The organism is Achromobacter sp. ACM05 (genome assembly GCF_019218915.1).
In the GTDB taxonomy this organism is placed as follows: domain Bacteria; phylum Pseudomonadota; class Gammaproteobacteria; order Burkholderiales; family Burkholderiaceae_B; genus Achromobacter; species Achromobacter animicus.
Genome location: NZ_JAHUWQ010000001.1, coordinates 1,026,381 through 1,045,091, shown reverse-complemented (window position 1 = coordinate 1,045,091; position 18,711 = coordinate 1,026,381). Strand labels below are relative to the sequence as shown.

Sequence of the window (18,711 nt, the reverse complement as noted above, 5' to 3'; positions counted from 1 at the left end):
GCGCACTTGCGCCGCGCGGCCTTATCCCGCAAGATCGCCCGATCGCAGCCACCCGATCCGACGCGCATCCATGTTTGCCGAAGCCGAAGCCGACCCCATCCTGTCCAAAGACGAATTCAAGGCGCTCGAAACGCGGCTGCGCGTCGCGTTGCTCAATGCGCAGTACGAACGGCTGCGGCAGGCCGACAAGACGCTTCTGATCGTCGTGGCCGGCATCGATGGCGCCGGCAAGGGCGCGACGATCAACCTGCTGAACGAATGGATGGACCCGCGCCACATCCGCACGCTGGCCTACGGCCCGCGCGAAGGCGACGAGCTCGAGCGCCCACCGCTGTGGCGCTACTGGCGCGATCTGCCGCCCAAGGGCAGCACGGGCATCGTGTTCGGCTCATGGTATACGCCGCTCGTCATTGAAGCCGTGCGCAAGAAGCCCAACGCGGACGCGATCGAGGCGCACTCGGCGGCGATCATGCGCTTTGAGACCATGCTGGCCGCCGAAGGCGTGCAGATCATCAAGCTGTGGTTCCACCTGTCCGCCAAGGCGCAGAAGACGCGTGCACAGCGCCTGCTGGCCAACCCCGATACGGCCTGGCAGGTCAGTCCGGTCGACATGAAGGTCAACAAGCGGTTTGACCGCATCCGGGCCGGCGCCCAAGTCGTCCTCAATCACACCGACTGCGGCCATGCGCCGTGGGTAGTGATTCCCAGCGCCGACGAAAACATGCGCGCCGCCCGCACGGCCGAGGCGGTGCTCGGCGCGCTGCGCCGGCGCGGCGTGCCCCGCCTGCCGCCCGCTTTCGTGGCGCACTCCAGCACGACGCGCATCGTGGACCGGCTGGGCAAGCTGGACTACGACGCCAAGGTGGACAAGGAAGACTACGAGACCGAACTCGGCCTGCTGCAAGGCCGGCTGGCGCGCGCCGCCCGATCCGACAAGTTCAGGAATCGCTCCCTGATCCTGGTGTTCGAGGGGCAGGACGCCGCCGGCAAGGGTGGCGCCATCCGCCGCGTCACACACGCGCTGGATATCCGGCAAGTCGACATCACGCCGATATCCGCGCCCACGACCGAAGAGTTGGCCCGGCCCTATCTGTGGCGTTTCTGGCGCTGCATTCCCCGCCATGGCCGCATCGGCATCTTCGACCGCTCGTGGTACGGCCGCGTGCTGGTCGAGCGCGTCGAAAAGCTGATACCGCCCGCCCGGTGGCGCCGCGCGTATGCCGAGATCAACGACTTCGAGGAACAGCTTGCCGCCAGCGGCGCGCTGGTGCTGAAGTTCTGGCTGGCCGTCACGCCCGACGAGCAGCTCAAGCGTTTTCACGAGCGCGAGAAATCGCCGTTCAAAAGCTTCAAGATCACGCCCGACGACTGGCGCAACCGCGACAAGTGGAAAGAATACGCGGCGGCAGCCAACGAGATGATGACGCGCACCGACGTGGCCCACGCGCCGTGGCATCTGGTGTCGGCCAACGACAAGCGTTACGCTCGCCTGCAGGTGCTGCGGCATATCGTCGACGCCATGGAAACCCAACTCTGAAGACCCCAGGAGGCCTTGCGCCATGAGTACCGCAGAAATCCGTCCCATCGTCGCCACCGACTTCGACGCCTGGCTGCCCCTGTGGAAGGGCTACCAGGACTTCTACCGCGTCAGCATCGACGACGCCGTCACGCGCAACACCTGGGCGCGCTTCCTGGACCCCGCCGAGCCCATGCACGCGGCGCTGGTCTATGAAAGCGGCCGCGCTGTCGGCATGGTGCACTGGATCTTCCATCGCTCCACCTGGACCGCCGGCGACTACTGCTACCTGCAGGACCTTTATGTGGACCAGGACGCGCGCGGCACGGGCGCGGGCCGCAAGCTGATCGAGCACGTCTACGCCGAAGCCGCCGCGGCCAACTGCGCCCGCGTCTATTGGCTGACACACGAAACCAACGCGACCGCCATGCAGCTCTACGACCGGATTGCCGACCGTTCCGGCTTCATCCAGTACCGCAAGGTGATGGCTTGAGCGCGCGCGATCCCAATTGTCCGCTGTGCCAGGAAGACGGCGGCACGCTGCTGTGGCGCGGGCCGCACCTGCGCATCATCGAGGTCGACGACGCCGACTATCCAGGCTTCACGCGCGTGATCTGGAACGGTCACCTGGCCGAGATGACCAGCCTGTCGACGCATGGCCGCGACCTGCTGATGCGGGCGGTGTACGTGGTGGAGGAAACGCAGCAGGCGATCCTGACGCCGGACAAGATCAACCTGGCGTCGCTGGGCAACATGGTGCCGCACCTGCATTGGCACGTGATCCCGCGCTGGCGCGGCGACCGGCATTTTCCGGATCCGATCTGGGCAGCGCCGCGCATCGCGCCGGGCGCTGAGCCGGATTCCTGGAAGGACCGGCAGGCGCAGGTGCAAGCGCTGCTGCCTCGCTACCGCGACCGGCTGGTGGAAGCCATGAATGCGTTGCTATGGCATTGAGCCTGCGTGGGCGTTGAGGCTGTCAGGGCAATGAGCCGCCAGGCGCCACGGCTGCAGGCCCGCGCCGCTCCCCCAGCCAGCGTGCGTACGCCGATTCGACCAACTGCGCGGTGCGATCCGCGCTGAACATACCCTGCCCGCGGATGAATTCGCGGCCCGCCTCGCCCATGCGGCGTCTGCGTTCGGGATCGGCCAGCAGGCTTTCCAGCGCCGCGGCCAGCGCAGCCGGGTCCCGCGGCGGCACCAGTAGCCCGGTCACGCCGGCCTGCATGGTTTCCGGCACGCCGCCCACGTCGGTGCCGATCACCGGCACCCCCATGGCGGCGGCCTCGACGAACGCCGTGCCAAAGGCTTCGCGGTGGGTCGGCAACGCAAACACGTCGAACGCCTGCAATACGTTGCCGATGTCATGACGCCGGCCCAGGAAGTGCACGCGCGATGCGAGGCCCAGGGATTGCACCTGCGCCTTCAGGCGCTCGAACACCGGCATGCCATCTCCGGCCAGCACCAGGTGGACATGCGGAAACGTGGCCACAACCTGGTGGAAGGCGTCGATCAGGTCCGCGTGCCCCTTTTCCGCACGCATCACGGCCACGCAACCCACCACGAGCGCGTCGTCAGGCAGCCCGAGTTCTTGCCGGACAGAGCCCTGGCCATCGCTTTCGGGCAGGACGATCGGGGAATGGATGGTGGCGATGGACTGGGGCGCCGCGCCGCCATCCAGCAGCTGGCGGTGCACGTGCCGGCTCACCGCGATGACGCGGTGGGCCAGCCACGTGTAGGCGTACAGCGAGTTGATCGGCTTGGCCAGGTGGCGGGTGCGCACAATGAGCGGCGTGCGCGCCAGGCGCGCGCCCATCGCGGCCCGCACCGTGTCGCTGCGGCTGTGGGTGTTGACTACGTCGAACCGGCCACGAGCCGCCACGCGCCGCACGAATGCCACGCTGCGCATGAAATTCACGGGGCCGTCCATGTTGATGGTGTGCACGGTGAACCCGGCGTCGCGCAGGCGCTGCGTCAGTTCGGCGTGCGGCTGGCACACGGCTTCCAGGTGATGGCCGCGCTCGCGCATGGCGACCATCTCCTTATAGATGCAGAATTCCTGTCCGCCGAACGCCGTAGCCGCCTCCGTATGCAGAATGCGCAGGCGGCCGGTGGTGACGGGCGAGGGATGCAGGTCTGAAGGGTTGCGTGGCGGCATGACGGCGAAGGGCGCCAGGCGGCCTGGCGAAGCCACGACAGAATCGTGGGTTCAAAAAAGGCCGACGGTGTCGGCCTGTAATAGGGTTGTTACATAGAGGTTAAGTGAATGTAATCGACAAACCGCTGGCGCGACAAGCCGGTCGGATTCGCGGTGCTTTGCGCTGCCGGTGCGCAGCGTCAAACTTCCGGTTCGCCGTGATCCGGCGCGTCGCGGGCGTTGCAGTAGACTGGCCGCACCGTCAGTTGCAGGAGCCGGCATGAAATCGTCCAACATCATCGTGCAGCGTGTCTATGAAGGCACCGGTCCGGAAGGTCACTACCTCGCCCTGGTCGACCGCATGTGGCCACGCGGACTGCGCCGCGCAGACCTTGGCCTGGACGAATGGGCCCGCGACATCGCCCCCAGCGCCGAACTGTGCAAATGGTTCAGCCACATCGAGGACCGCTGGGATGACTTCCGCGCCAAGTATCTGGCTGAACTCGCCACCCCAGCGCAGCAATCGCGCATGGCGGCGTTGCTGGACGCCGCGGGGGATCGCCCCCTGACCTTGCTTTTCGGCGCGCGCAATACCGAGCACAACCAGGCGGTGGTGTTGCGCGACGCGCTTCTCGACTACGCCCGACATCACCGCAAACGCGCAGCCTGAACCAGCCGTCCCCGCGCCGCGATCCGCCTGCGCTTCCGTCTTTACCCCCTTTACCCTTATGCCCAGCCGATGGCGCGCGCCCTGCGCGCCCGAGCCTATCCCAGAGGAATTCCATGTCTTTCAGTTCCGATGCCTGGACCCGCAACGCCGCGCTCTATGAAAAGACGCGCGACATGCCGTTCAACCGCGAGTTGGCCAGCGGCCAGCTCGCCGAGGACGCGTTCAAGCACTACATGATCCAGGACGCGCACTATCTGGTGGCGTTCGGACGCGCGCTCGCCATCGCCGCCGCCAAAGCCGGCGATGCCGATGGCGTGGTGCAGTTTGCCGAGGCCGCCAAGGGCGCCGTCGTCGCCGAGCGCAGCCTGCACGCCGGGTTCATGCAGCAGTTCGGCATCGACGCCGCTACCTTCGAAGCCACGCCGCTGACGCCGGCGAGCCATCACTACACCAGCTTCCTGATTGCCACCGCCTGGAGCGCGCCCTATCCGGTCGTCCTGGCCGCCCTGCTGCCCTGCTTCTGGATCTACGCCGAAATCGGGCGCGACATCCACGCACGCGCCGTGCGGCCCAATCCCTACGCGGCCTGGATCGACACCTACGCCGGCGACGATTTCCACGCGCTGGTCCGCGCCGTGATTGCCGCCGTAGATCGTGCGGCGGATACGGCGTCGCCGCAGACCCTGGCCGCGATGCACCAGGCCTACACGCACGCCGCCCAGCTTGAATGGATGTTCTGGGATTCGGCGCACCGTCAGGCTGGCTGGCCAGTCTGATTGGGAAGGCGGTCAGATCGCACAAGCGGGCCAATCCGGCTGACCGGGCTGTGCCAAAATCGCGCCCATGCCGATCGACAACCGCCTCACATCCAACGCCCTGGCCGCCCAGGCCGCGCAACTGCCTGCCGCGTGGCAGGCCGCCCTGTCCGCCGACCCCGCCGTCGCCGCCGCGCTGGCTGCCGCCACCGCCCACGTGGAGGCGCGCCTTGCCCAAGGCGCCGTGGTGTATCCCGCCACGCCCTTCCGCGCGCTGCATGGCCTGGCGCCGTCGGACGTGCGCGTCGTGATCCTGGGCCAGGATCCCTACCATGGCCCCGGCCAGGCGCAGGGCCTGGCGTTTTCGGTGCCGGACGATTGCAAGCGCCCGCCCAGCCTGCGCAACATCTTCAACGAGATTGCGCGCGACTATCCGGCGCTGAGCGTCCCGGCGGGCAACGATCTGAGCCCCTGGGCCGACCAAGGTGTGCTGCTGCTCAACACGGCACTCACGGTCGAAGACGGCCAGCCCGCCTCGCACGCGAAGCGCGGCTGGGAAACGGTGACGGATGCGCTGATCGCGCACGTGGCACGCGATCCCTCGCCCAAGGTCTTCATGCTGTGGGGCGCCCACGCGCAGGCCAAGCGGCTGTTGCTTCCGCCCGACAGTGGTCATCTCGTCCTGATGTCCAACCATCCATCTCCGCTATCCGCCCGCCGGCCGCCTGTGCCCTTCCTCGGATGCGGGCATTTCCGGGCCACCAACACCTGGCTGCAGGACCAAGGGAAAAACCCTATTGATTGGGGGCTGGACAAAAAAATAATTCCATTGCAGGGCGAATTCGGGTTATGATCGCCGCACTGCACAAAACGAGTTCGGCATTTACCGCCTTGATTTAGCGGAATTTTTTGCAGACTGCCGGGAAGCCTATCCCCGGCCTCATGCCGAACTATCATCGATTCCTGACCCCTTTCCTTTCGCCCTGCGTTCCATCAGTACAAGAGAACGCGCCACGCGCATGGTTGATCCGGTCGGCACGATGCTCCATCAACCGTCGCCTGGATCCGGCCGCCTAATCCCCTGGCCCGACCAAGCACTGCGTCGCATTGATTGCGGCAAGGGAAAGTAATGTCTTTCGATACCCTGGGTCTCGCGCCCGCCCTGTTGTCGGCCGTTCAAGAAGCTGGCTTCACCACCCCCACCTCCGTTCAAGCCGCCGCCATTCCGCAAGCACTGGCCGGCCACGACCTGATGGTGTCCTCGCAGACCGGCAGCGGCAAGACCGCCGCCTTCATGCTGCCCGCCCTGCACCGCATCGCCCAGATGCCCGCCAACAAGGGCGTCGGCGTGCAAGTGCTGGTGCTGACCCCGACCCGCGAACTGGCCCTGCAAGTCACGGAAGCCACCGCCACCTACGGCCGCAAGCTGGCCGACCTGCGCACCGCGACCGTCGTGGGCGGCATGCCCTACGGCGCGCAACTGAAGGCGCTGTCGCGCCGCGTTGACGTGCTGGTCGCCACCCCGGGCCGCCTGATCGACCACCTGCAATCGGGCCGCGTCAAGCTGAACACCGTGCACACGCTGGTGCTGGACGAAGCCGATCGCATGCTGGACATGGGCTTCATTGAAGATATCGAGACCATCGTCGAGCGCCTGCCCGAAGGCCGCCAGACGCTGCTGTTCTCGGCCACGCTGGACGGCACCGTCGCCAAGCTGGCCTCGCGCATGATGCGCGAGCCGCAGCGCATCGAGATCGCCGGCGCCAAGGAAAAGCACACCAACATCACGCAAAGCCTGCTGTACGCGGACGATGCCAGCCACAAGATGCAACTGCTGGATCACGTGCTGCGCGACGCCTCGCTGGATCAAGCCATCGTCTTCACGTCGACCAAGCGCGGCGCGGACGACCTGGCCGACCGCCTGGCCGACCAAGGCTTTGCCGCCGCTGCCCTGCACGGCGACATGAACCAGCGCCAACGCACCCGCACGCTGTCGCAACTGCAGCGCGGTCAGCTGCGCATCCTGGTCGCCACCGACGTGGCCGCCCGTGGCATCGACGTGCAAGGCATCAGCCACGCCGTCAACTTCGACCTGCCGATGCAAGCCGAAGACTACGTGCACCGCATCGGCCGCACGGGCCGCGCCGGCCGCAACGGTCTGGCCTTCACGCTGGCCACGCACTCCGAGCGCCACAAGGTCCGCCGTATCGAGCACTACATCGGCCAGTCCATCACCCCTGAAGTGATCGCCGGCCTGGAACCCAAGCGCACCCCGCGTCCGTCCACCGGCGGCGGCGGTGGCAAGCCGTATGGCAAGCCTTTCGGCAAGCGTCCCGGCGGTTTCGGCGGTTCGCGCCATTCGGGCGGCTTTGCAGGTAACCGCGACGGCGCGCCGCGCGATGGCGCACCGCGTGAAGGCCGTTCGTTCGGCGGCCCGCGTGGCGAGTTCAAGCCGCGCGACGGCGGCTACCAAGGCAACCGTTCGTTCGACGACCGCCCGTTTGGCGACCGCCCGCAGCGTTCCTTCGGTGACCGTCCCAGCTTCGGCGATCGTCCCCAGCGCGAAGGCGGCTACCAGGGCAATCGTCCCTTCGGCGACCGTCCTCAGCGTGAAGGCGGCTTCCGCGGCGGCGACCGCGATTCGCGTCCCAGCTTCGGTGACCGTCCCAGCTATGGCGACCGTCCGCAGCGCGATGCCCGCCCGTTCAGCGAGCGTGCCCCGCGTGAAGGCGGCTTCCGTGGTGGCGATCGCGACGCGCGCCCCAGCTTTGGCGACCGTCCCAGCTTCGGCGACCGTCCGCAGCGCGAAGGCGGCTTCCGCGGCGGTGATCGCCCCGAAGGCGGTTTCCGTGGCAAGCCCTCGTTCGACAAGCGTCCTGGCGCCCCCGCCAAGCGCTTCGGCAAGTCGAACGATCGCCGCGGCTGATCCCCACGCCTGATTCAAAAAAGCCCCGCGGCCATGCCGTGGGGTTTTTTTTTGGGAAAATGCCGGTTTACCCACGTCTCTGCCGCCCATGCAACGCCCCGCCCCCGCCAATCTGCCCCCACTTTCCCCCGCCGCGCGTGAGCACAGCGACGCCGCCGCCGCCCACCTGCGCGCCGCGATCGCGTCCAACGGCGGCTGGCTCCCGTTCGATCATTGGATGGCGGAAGCCTTGTATGCCCCCGGGCTGGGCTATTACGCGGCAGGCAACGTCAAGCTGGCCGATGCAGACGACGGTGGCAAGACGCCAGCCGGCGACTTCGTGACCGCACCACAGCTCACGCCGCTGTTTGCGCGCACGCTCGCGCGCCAGGCGGCCGAGGTGCTGCGCCAGACCGGCACGCACGACGTGCTGGAGTTCGGCGCCGGCACCGGCGCGCTGGCCGAAGGCGTGCTGCATGAACTGGATGCGCTGGGCCTGGCCGACACGCGCTACTGGATCCTGGAAGTGTCGGCGGACCTGCGCGCCCGACAGGCCGAACGGCTGGCGCCTTTCGGCGACAGGGTGCAGTGGCTGGATGCGCTACCGAACGCGTTTTCGGGCTGCGTGCTGGCCAACGAGGTGCTGGACGCGATGCCCGTGTCGCTCTTTGCCTGGAGCGAAGCGGGTCAGGTGCAGGAACGCGGCGTGACGGTGGATGCGAACGGCGGGTTCACGTGGGAAAATCGGCCGGCCCCGGCGGCCCTGGCCACCGCCGTTGCGGCACGCATGCCCGCGCTGCCCGGCTATGTGTCCGAAATCAATCTGCAGGGCGAGGCGTGGATCGCCGCGATGGGCAGTTGGCTCGAGCGCGGCGCGGCCTTGCTGGTGGACTATGGCTTTCCGCGCAGCGAGTACTACCATCCGCAGCGCGCGGGCGGCACGCTGATGTGCCACCTGCGTCACCATGCGCATGGCGACCCCTTCACCGCGCCGGGCCTGCAGGACATCACTGCGCACGTGGACTTCACCGCGATGGCGGAAGCCGCCCTTGAGGCGGGCATGCAGGTGCTGGGCTACACCTCGCAGGCCCGCTTTCTGATGAACGCCGGATTGATGGATCTGCTGGCCGGGCTGGACCCGTCCGATGCCCAGGCCTACGCGCAGGCGGTCGCGCCCGTGCAGAAGCTGCTGTCGGAGGCCGAGATGGGCGAGTTGTTCAAGGTGCTGGCCATCGGCCGCGGCATGACGGCGCCGTTGTCCGGGTTTTCACGCGGCGACCGGCTGGGCAAGCTGTAAGCGACGAGTAGTGGCCGACGGCGCTGAGCGGCTGCGGCGAGTAACTGCGGCGAATAACTGTGACGAGTAACTGCGGCAAGCGGCTGCGATGTGCAACTGCGGCAAGCGCCGCAGCGGCCGGCCGAATCAGCCCGCCTGCAGATCCACCAATCGCGCCAATCGCGCCTGGCGCACGCTTTCCTTGATGCGCGCCGGCTCGCCCGCGCACGCCTTGGCGATGGCGCCCGCGTCCACGCCGCGCACCGCCGCCACCCGTTCCTGCCAGGCGGGCATATCCACCGCGCGCAACACGGCCGCGGCATCCAGCAATTCAAAAAAGCGTTCGGGTTTGCGCAAGGCGTCGGCGCGCTCCATCAGCGCAAGTTGCGCGTCGGCGCCGTCCGGCATGCCGTCCAATGCATCGAGCGCGTCCAGCACATCAGGCAGCAACCGCGCATAGTCGTTGCATTCCGTGGGCACGCGCATCCGGCGACCAAGCGCCTCGCGATCGGGCGTCAGGCGGCACATCAGCGCGTAGCGGCTTGCCAGCGGCAAGCCCTGCTGCGCGGCGCGGTCGACCTGCGGCCCCACTTCCTGCACGCCCTGCAGTTCGGGCATCACGCGCGCCAGCGCGCCGGATTCGGCTAGCACGCCCAGCATGCGCGAAGGCGTTTGCGCCATCAGGCCGCGCGACAGTTCCTTCCAGACGCGCTCGGCCACCAGCGCATCGGCCTCGCCAGCCGCCACCATGCGCCGGCACAGCGTCATCGTTTCCGGCGCCACGCTGAAATCGCCAAAGCGCGCCGCAAAGCGGGCGAGGCGCAGGATGCGCACGGGGTCTTCCTCGAACGCCTCGCCCACGTGCCGAAAGACGCGGGCGCGCAGGTCGTCGGCGCCGTTCAGCGGGTCGACGAGCTGTCCGTTCTCGTCCTGCGCAATCGCGTTGACCGTGAGGTCGCGGCGACGCAGGTCTTCCTCCAGCGTGACGTCCGTGCCCGTATAAAAAGTGAAGCCCTTGTAGCCTCGCCCCGACTTGCGTTCGGTGCGGGCCAGCGCGTATTCCTCTTTCGTGCGGGGATGCAGGAAGACGGGAAAATCGCCGCCGACCGGAATGAAGCCGCGGCGCGTCATGTCCTCGGGCGTGGCGCCCACCACGACCCAATCGTGATCGCCAGCCGGCAGGCCCAGCAGCGCGTCGCGCACGGCGCCGCCGACGATGTAGGCGCGCAGGCCCTCGGTGGCCGGGTCCCGCGTCATTGCGCCGCGGCGGTTTCAGTGCCGACCGGCACGATGTTGCCCAGGCGTTCCTTCAGCGATTGCGGCTGGCCGGTGAACATCGCCGCGTAGTACGTGGCGTTGGACATCACGTTCTTGACGTACGTGCGCGTTTCGGTGAAGGGGATGGTCTCGGCAAAGATGGCGCCTTCAACCGGATGCGTGAACGTCGAGCGCCAGTTGCGCGGCCGGCCCGGACCGGCGTTGTAACCTGCGCTGGCCAGCATCTGCGAACCGTTCAGGTCGCGCAGCACGATGTTCAGGTAGTTGGTGCCCAGTTCGGTATTGGTGTCGAAATCATTGACGCTGCCAGGGGTGAAGTCGCTCATGCCGATCTTGCCGGCGACCCACTTGGCCGTGGCGGGCATGAGCTGCATCAGGCCCGAGGCGCCCACATGCGAGCGCGCATCCATGATGAACCGCGATTCCTGGCGGATCAGCCCGTACACCCACGCCGGATCGAGCGCGATGGCGTTGGCCTTGGCGGTGACGCGGCCCTCGAACGGCGCGATGAAGCGCTGGCTGAAGTCGAATTCCTTTTCCGTGCGGTCCGACGTGTTGACCACGCGGTCGTAGATGTTTTCGGCGCGGGCAAGTTCGGCGGCCGCCATGAGCTGACGGTCGTTCATGCCGCGCAGCGTGAAATTCCATTCAGGCACGGCCTCGGCACGCCAGCCCAGACGGAACAGCAGCACGGCGCGCTGCAGGCCCGGATTGGCGCGCGCCTCGGCGATCTCGCGGTCGCTGATGGGCGCCGGACGCGGCGGCACGTTGATGCGCCGGCCAAGTTCTTCGGCCGCGAGCTGGCCGTAGAAATCGAAGCGGTCGGAGATGCTGGCATAGGCGGCCTGGGCCTTTTCCTTGTGGCCCTGCGCGGCCTGGCCGCGGGCCTTCCAGTACACCCACGCGGTCTCGGCCTGCTGCGAGGCCGGCATCTCGTCGATGGATTCGATGACCCACTTCCAGTCGATCTTGGGCTGGCGCAGCGCCGCGCGCACCTTCCAGGCGGCGTTGTATTCCGTCATGCGGATATGGCCGGCCTCGCGGTACCAGTCGTTGGCGCGGCTGTCCAAGCCCAGCGCGGCGGCCAGCGCGTACTGCCCCCGCACCCAGGCCAGATTCTGCTTGGACATCGACTTGGCCCATTCGCGGCGCAGATAGGAATCGGCGACGCTGACGTCCGACCGCGCCAGGCGGGCCAGCGCGATCGTGACCAGTTCCTTTTCGTTGCGGCCCACCGGCATGCGGTCCTGGCGCGTGAGCCACTTCATGGGGTCCTTCATCAGGACGTCGTAGGTCTTCACGTCGCGCGGCTCGAACATGTACTGCACGAACTTGCGCGCGTCGGTGGTCTTGTTGGCCTCGATGGCGTCGCGCAGCTGCGGTTCAAGCTGCTCCCAGCCCAGGATGCCGTCGGCCACGAGCTGGTCGTACAGCGCCCAGCACGCGCTGCCGGGCGCGAAGACGGCCATCGCCTGCGCGGCGGTGGCGCGCTGGCCGGTCATGTGCTTGGCGTCAAGAATGGCGCATTCGATCTGCGCGTTGCTGTTCTTCACGGGCGCCAGCTTGCGCACGGTTTCGAAGTCGCCGCTGCGCGCGGCAGCCAGCAGCCAGTCGCCGCGCAGGCGGTCGGCCAGGTAGGCGTCGCCATTGCTGTTGATGAACTGCTGCAGGGCCGCGACGGGACGGCCCGAGGCGGGCGGCGTCCAGAGCTGGTAGCGCAGCAGCCAGTACTCGGGGTACATGCCCAGCGGATCGCCCTTGGCCTGCGGCACGAGCACGCCCAGAACGGACCACTGCTTGCGGCTCATGGCCTCGCGGGCGGCGACCACGGCGGCCAGCGCGGGGGTTTCGGCAGTAGGCGGCAGGCCCGCCAGCGCCACGGGCGGCACCGCGATCATCGGCTGGGCGGCCTGCACGGCGGGCTGGGGCTGAGGATTGACGGCGGCGCTGCGCTGCTGCGCATCAACGGGCGCACAGGCGGCGGTGAACAGCGCCACCAGCGGGAGAAAGCGGTGCAACCCGCGGTACAGCCCGGAGCGGGCGTCGGCGGCTTGGGACGAGGATTTCTGATACCGTGGTGGCTGCTGGGCGCCTGTCTCTCGACGCACCCGCATGCTGAGCCTACGCAAGTTCGTCTTCAGCATGTTTGCCTTCATCTTCAACCCCCCGGTTACAGCCACAGCATGACTACGCAAAATACTCAAGAGGATACCGCAGTCCAGGAGCGCACGCGATTGCGAAAATTGCGTGCAGACCTGCCGGAAGACCAGCGCAGCCGGGGCGCTTTGCTCATGCGCGCGCGCCTGTTCACGTGGCTGAACGTCGCCCGCGACCAGGCCGTGCAGGCGGGCAATCCGGCCCCCACAACCGTCGCCGCGTTCTGGCCCATGGCCGACGAACCCGATCTGCGCCCTCTGCTGACGCAATGGAGCGAGGCCGGCATGACCGTCGCCCTGCCCGTGGTGCGCGAGCGCAACGCGCCGCTCGCGTTCCTGCCCTGGACGCCCGAGGCCGAGCTGCGCGCCGGCCCCTACGGCATCCAGGAGCCAGTGGCCGGTCCCGAACTGCTGCCTGATGTCGTTCTGGTGCCCACCCTCGGTTACACGGAACAGGGCGATCGCCTGGGCTACGGCGGCGGCTACTACGACCGCACGCTCGCCGCCCTGCGCGAACGCGGCCACGCGTTCACCGCCATCGGCATCGCCTGGAGCTGCGGTGAGCTGGAGCCGGGATACGTCCCCGCCGCGCATGACGTCCGCCTGGACGCGGTGCTGACCCAGGACGGCTGGGTGCCGCACGCCCCGCTCGAGGAAGGCAAGACAGGCGGATCGGTCCTGCATTCGTATCGGATGAACTGACACGCCGGTCTGCGGTGCAACCAACGCACCCGTGCGATGCCCCCACTGACGCACCCGTCGGCGCACCCGGCGACGCACCAGCCTGACGCATCAGCAGCTTCGCGAGGGCGCACCAGCGTGGTGCGCCTTCCAACGCCCCCGCGCCCGCCGTGGCGCGGCCTGTCCCCCGATCTCCGCGTCGTCCGCCGTGGGGATGGCAATTCCCCCGTCCGCAGCGCATATTGACTCCGTGGCGCCCGCCAACCGCCAAACCTGGCATGCGGGTTGCTTGTAGATATGCATCTGCACCGGAGGAGCCATGATGGACAGACCCGCCCGCCCATCCGCCTATGACGAAATGCGCGACGGCGAAAACCGCATCCGCGCGCACTATCAGGCATTCGAGCGCTGGCACAACGAGCAGTCGGCCGAGGCCATGTCCGTGCGCCGGCTCGAGGCCGACCTGAGCTTTCGCCGCGTCGGCATCACGTTCTCGGTGGCGGGCGACGCCGCCGGCACCGAGCGCCTCATCCCTTTCGACCTGATCCCCCGCATCATCCCCGCCGACGAATGGCGGCTCCTGGAGGCGGGCCTGAAGCAGCGCGTGCGTGCGCTGAACCTGTTCATCCGCGACATCTATCACGGCCACGACATCGTGCGCGCCGGCATCGTGCCAGCCGAGCAGGTCTTCCTGAACGCGCAATACCGCCCCGAGATGCAGGACGTCGACGTGGCCGAGGACATCTACTGCCACATTGCCGGCGTGGACATCGTGCGGGCGGGCGCCGGCGAGTTCTATGTGCTGGAGGACAACCTGCGCGTGCCGTCGGGCGTGTCGTACATGCTGGAGAACCGCAAGATGTCGATGCGGCTGATGCCGGACGCCTTCGGCCGCGTCAAGGTCGAACCGGTGGCCCACTACCCCGACCTGCTGCTGGACAACCTGCGCGAGGTCGCGCCCCACGGCGGCGACGACCCCACCGTGGTGGTGCTGACGCCGGGCATGTACAACTCGGCGTACTTCGAGCACGCGTTCCTGGCGCAGCAGATGGGCGTGGAACTGGTCGAAGGCCAGGACCTGTTCGTCGAACAGAACACCGTCTACATGCGCACCACGCGTGGGCCGCGCAAGGTGGACGTGATCTACCGCCGGCTGGACGACGATTTTCTGGATCCGCTGGCGTTTCGCGCCGATTCCGCGCTGGGCGTGCCAGGCCTCTTGTCGGTGTATCGCGCCGGCCGCGTCACGCTGGCCAACGCCATCGGCACCGGCATCGCCGACGACAAATCCACGTACCTGTACGTGCCAGACATGATCCGCTTCTACCTGGGCGAAGAACCCATCCTGTCGAATGTGCCCACCTGGCGCTGCGGCCGGCCGGACGAGCTGTCGCACGTGCTGGCCAACATGCACGAACTGGTGCTCAAGGAAGTGCACGGCGCGGGCGGCTACGGCATGCTGGTCGGGCCGTCCGCCTCGCGCGCCGACGTGGACGCGTTCAGGGACCGCGTGCGCGCCAACCCCGGCAACTACATCGCGCAGCCCACGCTGGCGCTGTCGACCACGCCGACCTACGTGGAATCAGGCGTCGCGCCGCGCCACGTGGACCTGCGTCCGTACGTGCTGTGCGGCAAGGAGATCCGCACCGTGCCGGGCGGCCTGTGCCGCGTGGCGCTGACCGAGGGCTCGCTGGTGGTCAACAGCAGCCAGGGCGGCGGCACGAAGGACACCTGGGTGCTGGAGGACTGACCATGCTGAGCCGAACCGCCGACAACCTGTTCTGGATGTGCCGCTACACCGAGCGCGCCGAAAACACCGCCCGCATGCTGGACGTGAACCTGCAGATGTCGCTGCTGCCGCAGGACACGCACACGCGCGAAGGCTCGTGGCTGGGCGTGCTGCGCATTTCCGAGCTGCAGGGCCTGTACCAAAGCAAATACGCCTCCATATCGCCGCACGACGTGCTGCAGTACATGGTGCGCGATCCGGAAAATCCGTCATCGATCTATGCCTGCATGCGCGCCGCTCGCGAAAACGCGCGCGCGGTGCGCGGCAGCCTGACGACCGAAGTCTGGGAAACCTACAACACCACCTGGCTTGAACTTCTCAAGCACCTGCACACCGGCCTGCTGGAGCGCAATCCGGGCGAGTTCTTCGAGTGGGTGAAGTTCCGCTCGCATCTGGCGCGCGGCGTCACGATCGCCACCATGCTGGAAGACGAGGCGCTGTACTTCATGCGCATCGGCATGCATCTGGAACGCGCCGACAACACCGCGCGCATGCTGGACGTGAAGTTCCATGAACGCGGCGGCGCGGGCGCGCAGGACAGCCGTGCGGAACCGGCCGGCGCGGCCGCCGTGCAAAGCGAGTTCTACCGCTGGTCGGCGCTGCTCAGTTCCGTGTCCGGCCTGGAGATCTACCGCAAGGTGTACCGTGATGTCATCACGCCCGACCGCGTGGCTGAACTGCTGATCCTGCATGGCGACATGCCGCGATCGCTGCTGGCCGCGATGCGGGCGGTGGCCGGCGACCTGGCGCGCGTCTCGAATCAGCGCTCCACGGAAACCGAGCGCCGCGCGGGCATGCTATGTGCGGAGCTGCAGTACGGGCGCGTCGAAGACATACTGGCGAGCGGACTGCACCGCTACCTGGATCGCTTCCTGGACCGCATCAACGACCTGGGCAACCGGATCAGCCAGGACTTCCTGGTGCCGCTGTCGGCCTAACACGGGAGAGGCAATGAAGCAGATCATCACGCACGTCACGCATTACCGCTACACGGCGCCGGTCAACTACAGCATCCAGACCCTGCGCCTGACGCCGCGCGACGACGAGCACCAGCGCGTGCTGCGCTGGCACATCGAGGCTCCGGGCGAACTGGACAAGCAGGTCGACGCCTACGGCAACATCACGCATACCCTGACGCTGAACCAGCCGCACAGCGACATCGAACTGCGCGTCTCCGGCCAGGTGCTGGTGGCGCCGCTGACGCGCGGCGTGCTGGGCAGCGAAGACAGCCGCCTGCCGGTGCACGCCTATTGCGTGCCGACGCGGCTGACGCAGGCGGACGAGACGATTCTGGCCTTTGCGCGGGCAGTGTTGCCGAATGGACTGTCGACGTCGGACGACATCCTGAAACTGGCGGCGGCGATCCACGGACGCGTGGCCTACGTGCCCGGCACCACGGACGTGACGACCGCCGCCGATCAGGTGCTGGCCCTGGGCCTTGGCGTGTGCCAGGACCACGCCCACCTCTTCCTGGCCTGCGTGCGCGGCCTGGCGGTGCCGGCGCGGTACGTCAGCGGTTACCTGTACACCACCGCCGAACATGCGGCCAGCCACGCGTGGGCGGACGTCTGGCTGCCCGACGTGGGCTGGACCAGCGTGGACATCACCAACAACCAGTTCGCCTCGGAGTGCCATTGCCGGCTGGCGGTGGGCCGGGACTACGACTCGGCCTCGCCTGTGCGCGGCGTGCGCACCGGCGGCGGCGAGGAATCGATGGAGATCAGCGTCCAGGTCCAGGCCGGCGCGCAGCAGTAGCCGGCAGCAATAAGCCGCCGCAGTATGCCGTTACATCCGCCCCGCCGCGCCGCAATACAATGCGTGGTGGTTTTCCCTCTTTCCGATCATGACCTACTGCGTAGCCGCCCGCCTCGACGCCGGCCTGGTGTTTCTCTCCGACTCGCGCACCAATGCGGGCGTCGACCAGATCAGCGTCTTTCGCAAAATGACCGTTTTCGAACTGCCGGGCGAGCGCGTCATGGTCCTGATGACCTCCGGCAATCTGGCGGTCAGCCAGGCCGTGCTGAACGTGCTGACCCGTCAGCGCGAAGAAGGCGCCGACACCCTCTGGAACGCGCCCGACATGTTCGCGGCCACGCGGCTGGTGGGCGCGGCGGTGCGCGAGGTCTACCGCAGCGAGGCCGCCGCCCTGCACGAGCAGGGCGTGGATTTCAACGTCAGCATGATCTTCGGCGGCCAGATCGGCACCGAACAATGCCGCCTGTTCCAGGTGTATTCGGCGGGCAACTTCATCGAGGCCGGCCAGGAGTGCCCGTATTTCCAGATCGGCGAGGCCAAGTACGGCAAGCCCATCCTGGATCGCGTGCTGCAGCCGGACACCTCGCTGGACGAGGCCGCCAAGTGCGCGCTGATCTCCATGGATTCCACGCTGCGCTCCAATATCTCGGTCGGCGTGCCACTGGACCTGCTTGTGTATAGCGCCAACTCGTTGCGCGTGACGCACTTTGCCAGCATCGACGAACACAACGAATACTTCCGCATGATCCGCGGCACCTGGGGTGAACGCCTGCGCCAGGTCTTTGCGGAAATCCCGGATCCGTCGTGGACCAATCCCGACGCCCCCGGCTCACTGGTGCCGCCGTCGCGCGTGCACCAGCCGCTGCGCATGGAGCCCGTCAACACCGCCCACGCCCCCTACGTGACGCCGCAGGTGCTGGCCGAAGAGCCGGGCAAGGACCAGCCCAACTGAGGCGGTTCGGGCGCAACACAGGGCGGGCGTCCACCCTTCAGCGGCCCTCACCCTTCAACGACGCCGACACATCAGCGCCGCTCGAACTTCGGCGCGCGCTTTTCTTCAAACGCCTTGCGGCCTTCCTTGGCGTCGGCGGTGGCAAAGCAGATCGCCTGCAGATCGCGCTCGTACTCCACGGCCTTCTCCAGCGGCATCGACAGCGCGGCGCGCAGATTGACGCGGGCCGTCTCGGCCGCGATGGGCGCGCGCGAGGCGATGGTGGCGGCAAGCGCCTGCGCGCGCTCGCGCAGTTGTTCTTGCGGCACCACCTCGCTCACCAGGCCCCAGGCCAGCGCCTGCTCGGCGCGGATGGGGTCGCCGGTCAGCACCATCAGTGCGGCGTTGCTCGGGCCGATGGCATGGACAAGCTGCGCCGTCATGCCGCCGCCGCCGATCCAGCCCAGCTTGATCTCTGGCGCGCCCAGGCGCGCGTTGTCGGCGGCGATGCGGATATCGCAGGCCAATGCCATCTCAAGGCCGCCGCCGAAGGTGTAGCCGTTGATCGCGGCCACCGTGGGCTTTTTCAACATGCGCACGCAGTCGCAGTAGTCGAGCCGGTTGCGAAAATCCCAGGGCGTCGCGTAGCGGTCCAGCTCGGTAATGTCCGAGCCGGCGCAGAAGGCCTTGGGACCCGCACCGGTCAAGATCACCGCGCGCACCTGCGCGTCGGTATTGCATTGCTCCACCGCCGCGATCAGCAAATCGGCCATCTCGGGCGTCATCGCGTTCAGCTTCTCTGGGCGGTTGAGTTCGATGATGGCGACATGGCCATCGATACTGAGATTGACGAGTGCGCTCACGT

The 18,711-nt window shown here is 67.7% G+C and carries 17 protein-coding genes; 13 read left to right on the top strand and 4 right to left on the bottom strand.

Translation table 11 applies throughout. From position 1 onward, the window contains the following. Positions 1-70 precede the first annotated feature (70 nt). From pap to KW836_RS04770, 3 genes are read left to right on the top strand one after another with little or no spacing between them, the layout of a single operon-like run. Positions 71-1,537 carry a polyphosphate:AMP phosphotransferase gene (gene pap, locus KW836_RS04780; RefSeq protein WP_218342577.1) on the top strand — a complete coding sequence of 489 codons (1,467 nt, stop codon included), beginning with the start codon at positions 71-73 and terminating at the stop codon, positions 1,535-1,537. 22 nt (positions 1,538-1,559) lie between these two features. After that, complete coding sequence (locus KW836_RS04775; RefSeq protein WP_105241129.1) at positions 1,560-2,009, top strand: GNAT family N-acetyltransferase; 450 nt, start codon at positions 1,560-1,562, stop codon at positions 2,007-2,009. Continuing rightward, complete coding sequence (locus KW836_RS04770; protein WP_175124967.1) at positions 2,006-2,470, top strand: HIT family protein; 465 nt, start codon at positions 2,006-2,008, stop codon at positions 2,468-2,470. Before KW836_RS04775 ends, KW836_RS04770 begins: the two co-directional genes overlap by 4 nt. 22 nt (positions 2,471-2,492) lie before the next feature. Here KW836_RS04770 and KW836_RS04765 read toward each other — a convergent pair whose 3' ends face one another. Then, positions 2,493-3,671 (bottom strand): glycosyltransferase, encoded by a 1,179-nt coding sequence (locus KW836_RS04765; RefSeq protein WP_218343265.1) that lies wholly within the window; start codon positions 3,669-3,671, stop codon positions 2,493-2,495. Positions 3,672-3,930: 259 nt separating this feature from the next. Between KW836_RS04765 and KW836_RS04760 the strand changes: the two genes are divergently transcribed. From KW836_RS04760 to KW836_RS04740, 5 genes are all read left to right on the top strand, one after another. Beyond that, entirely contained in the window at positions 3,931-4,320 is a 390-nt protein-coding gene (locus tag KW836_RS04760) for a DUF488 domain-containing protein (protein WP_175136814.1), read from the top strand. A 113-nt stretch (positions 4,321-4,433) separates the two neighbouring features. Further along, positions 4,434-5,096, top strand: coding sequence for a thiaminase II (tenA, locus tag KW836_RS04755; RefSeq protein ID WP_218342576.1), 663 nt, complete (start codon positions 4,434-4,436; stop codon positions 5,094-5,096). A gap of 67 nt (positions 5,097-5,163) precedes the next feature. Further along, positions 5,164-5,928 (top strand): uracil-DNA glycosylase, encoded by a 765-nt coding sequence (locus tag KW836_RS04750; RefSeq protein WP_175136816.1) that lies wholly within the window; start codon positions 5,164-5,166, stop codon positions 5,926-5,928. A 276-nt stretch (positions 5,929-6,204) separates the two neighbouring features. Continuing rightward, complete coding sequence (locus KW836_RS04745; RefSeq protein ID WP_218342575.1) at positions 6,205-8,001, top strand: DEAD/DEAH box helicase; 1,797 nt, start codon at positions 6,205-6,207, stop codon at positions 7,999-8,001. A gap of 88 nt (positions 8,002-8,089) precedes the next feature. Further along, on the top strand, positions 8,090-9,277 hold the full coding sequence (locus KW836_RS04740; protein ID WP_218342574.1) for a class I SAM-dependent methyltransferase: 1,188 nt from the start codon (positions 8,090-8,092) through the stop codon (positions 9,275-9,277). Positions 9,278-9,403: 126 nt separating this feature from the next. Here KW836_RS04740 and KW836_RS04735 read toward each other — a convergent pair whose 3' ends face one another. Both KW836_RS04735 and KW836_RS04730 read right to left on the bottom strand, forming a co-directional pair. Then, positions 9,404-10,513, bottom strand: coding sequence for a CCA tRNA nucleotidyltransferase (locus KW836_RS04735; RefSeq protein WP_218342573.1), 1,110 nt, complete (start codon positions 10,511-10,513; stop codon positions 9,404-9,406). Next, complete coding sequence (locus tag KW836_RS04730) at positions 10,510-12,648, bottom strand: transglycosylase SLT domain-containing protein (protein ID WP_370633005.1); 2,139 nt, start codon at positions 12,646-12,648, stop codon at positions 10,510-10,512. The genes KW836_RS04735 and KW836_RS04730 overlap by 4 nt, the downstream gene beginning before the upstream one ends. Positions 12,649-12,717: 69 nt before the next feature. On the opposite strand from KW836_RS04730, the gene KW836_RS04725 reads away from it, so the two are divergent. The 5 genes from KW836_RS04725 to KW836_RS04705 all read left to right on the top strand — a co-directional run bounded on the left by KW836_RS04725 (position 12,718) and on the right by KW836_RS04705 (position 17,867). Further along, positions 12,718-13,392, top strand: a complete 675-nt coding sequence (locus tag KW836_RS04725) for a 5-formyltetrahydrofolate cyclo-ligase (protein WP_175186170.1) — start codon at positions 12,718-12,720, stop codon at positions 13,390-13,392. Positions 13,393-13,690: 298 nt separating this feature from the next. Then, positions 13,691-15,121, top strand: coding sequence for a circularly permuted type 2 ATP-grasp protein (locus KW836_RS04720; protein ID WP_218342572.1), 1,431 nt, complete (start codon positions 13,691-13,693; stop codon positions 15,119-15,121). Positions 15,122-15,123: 2 nt separating this feature from the next. Further along, complete coding sequence (locus KW836_RS04715) at positions 15,124-16,098, top strand: alpha-E domain-containing protein (RefSeq protein ID WP_218342571.1); 975 nt, start codon at positions 15,124-15,126, stop codon at positions 16,096-16,098. 13 nt (positions 16,099-16,111) lie between these two features. Then, the gene (locus KW836_RS04710; protein ID WP_175136823.1) at positions 16,112-16,915 is read left to right on the top strand and encodes a transglutaminase family protein; all 804 of its coding nucleotides are present in this window, start codon (positions 16,112-16,114) and stop codon (positions 16,913-16,915) included. An 88-nt stretch (positions 16,916-17,003) separates the two neighbouring features. Further along, complete coding sequence (locus KW836_RS04705) at positions 17,004-17,867, top strand: proteasome-type protease (RefSeq protein ID WP_175136824.1); 864 nt, start codon at positions 17,004-17,006, stop codon at positions 17,865-17,867. A gap of 71 nt (positions 17,868-17,938) precedes the next feature. On the opposite strand, the gene KW836_RS04700 is transcribed toward KW836_RS04705, so the two are convergent. After that, positions 17,939-18,709, bottom strand: coding sequence for an enoyl-CoA hydratase/isomerase family protein (locus KW836_RS04700; RefSeq protein ID WP_128829573.1), 771 nt, complete (start codon positions 18,707-18,709; stop codon positions 17,939-17,941). Positions 18,710-18,711: the final 2 nt, after the last annotated feature.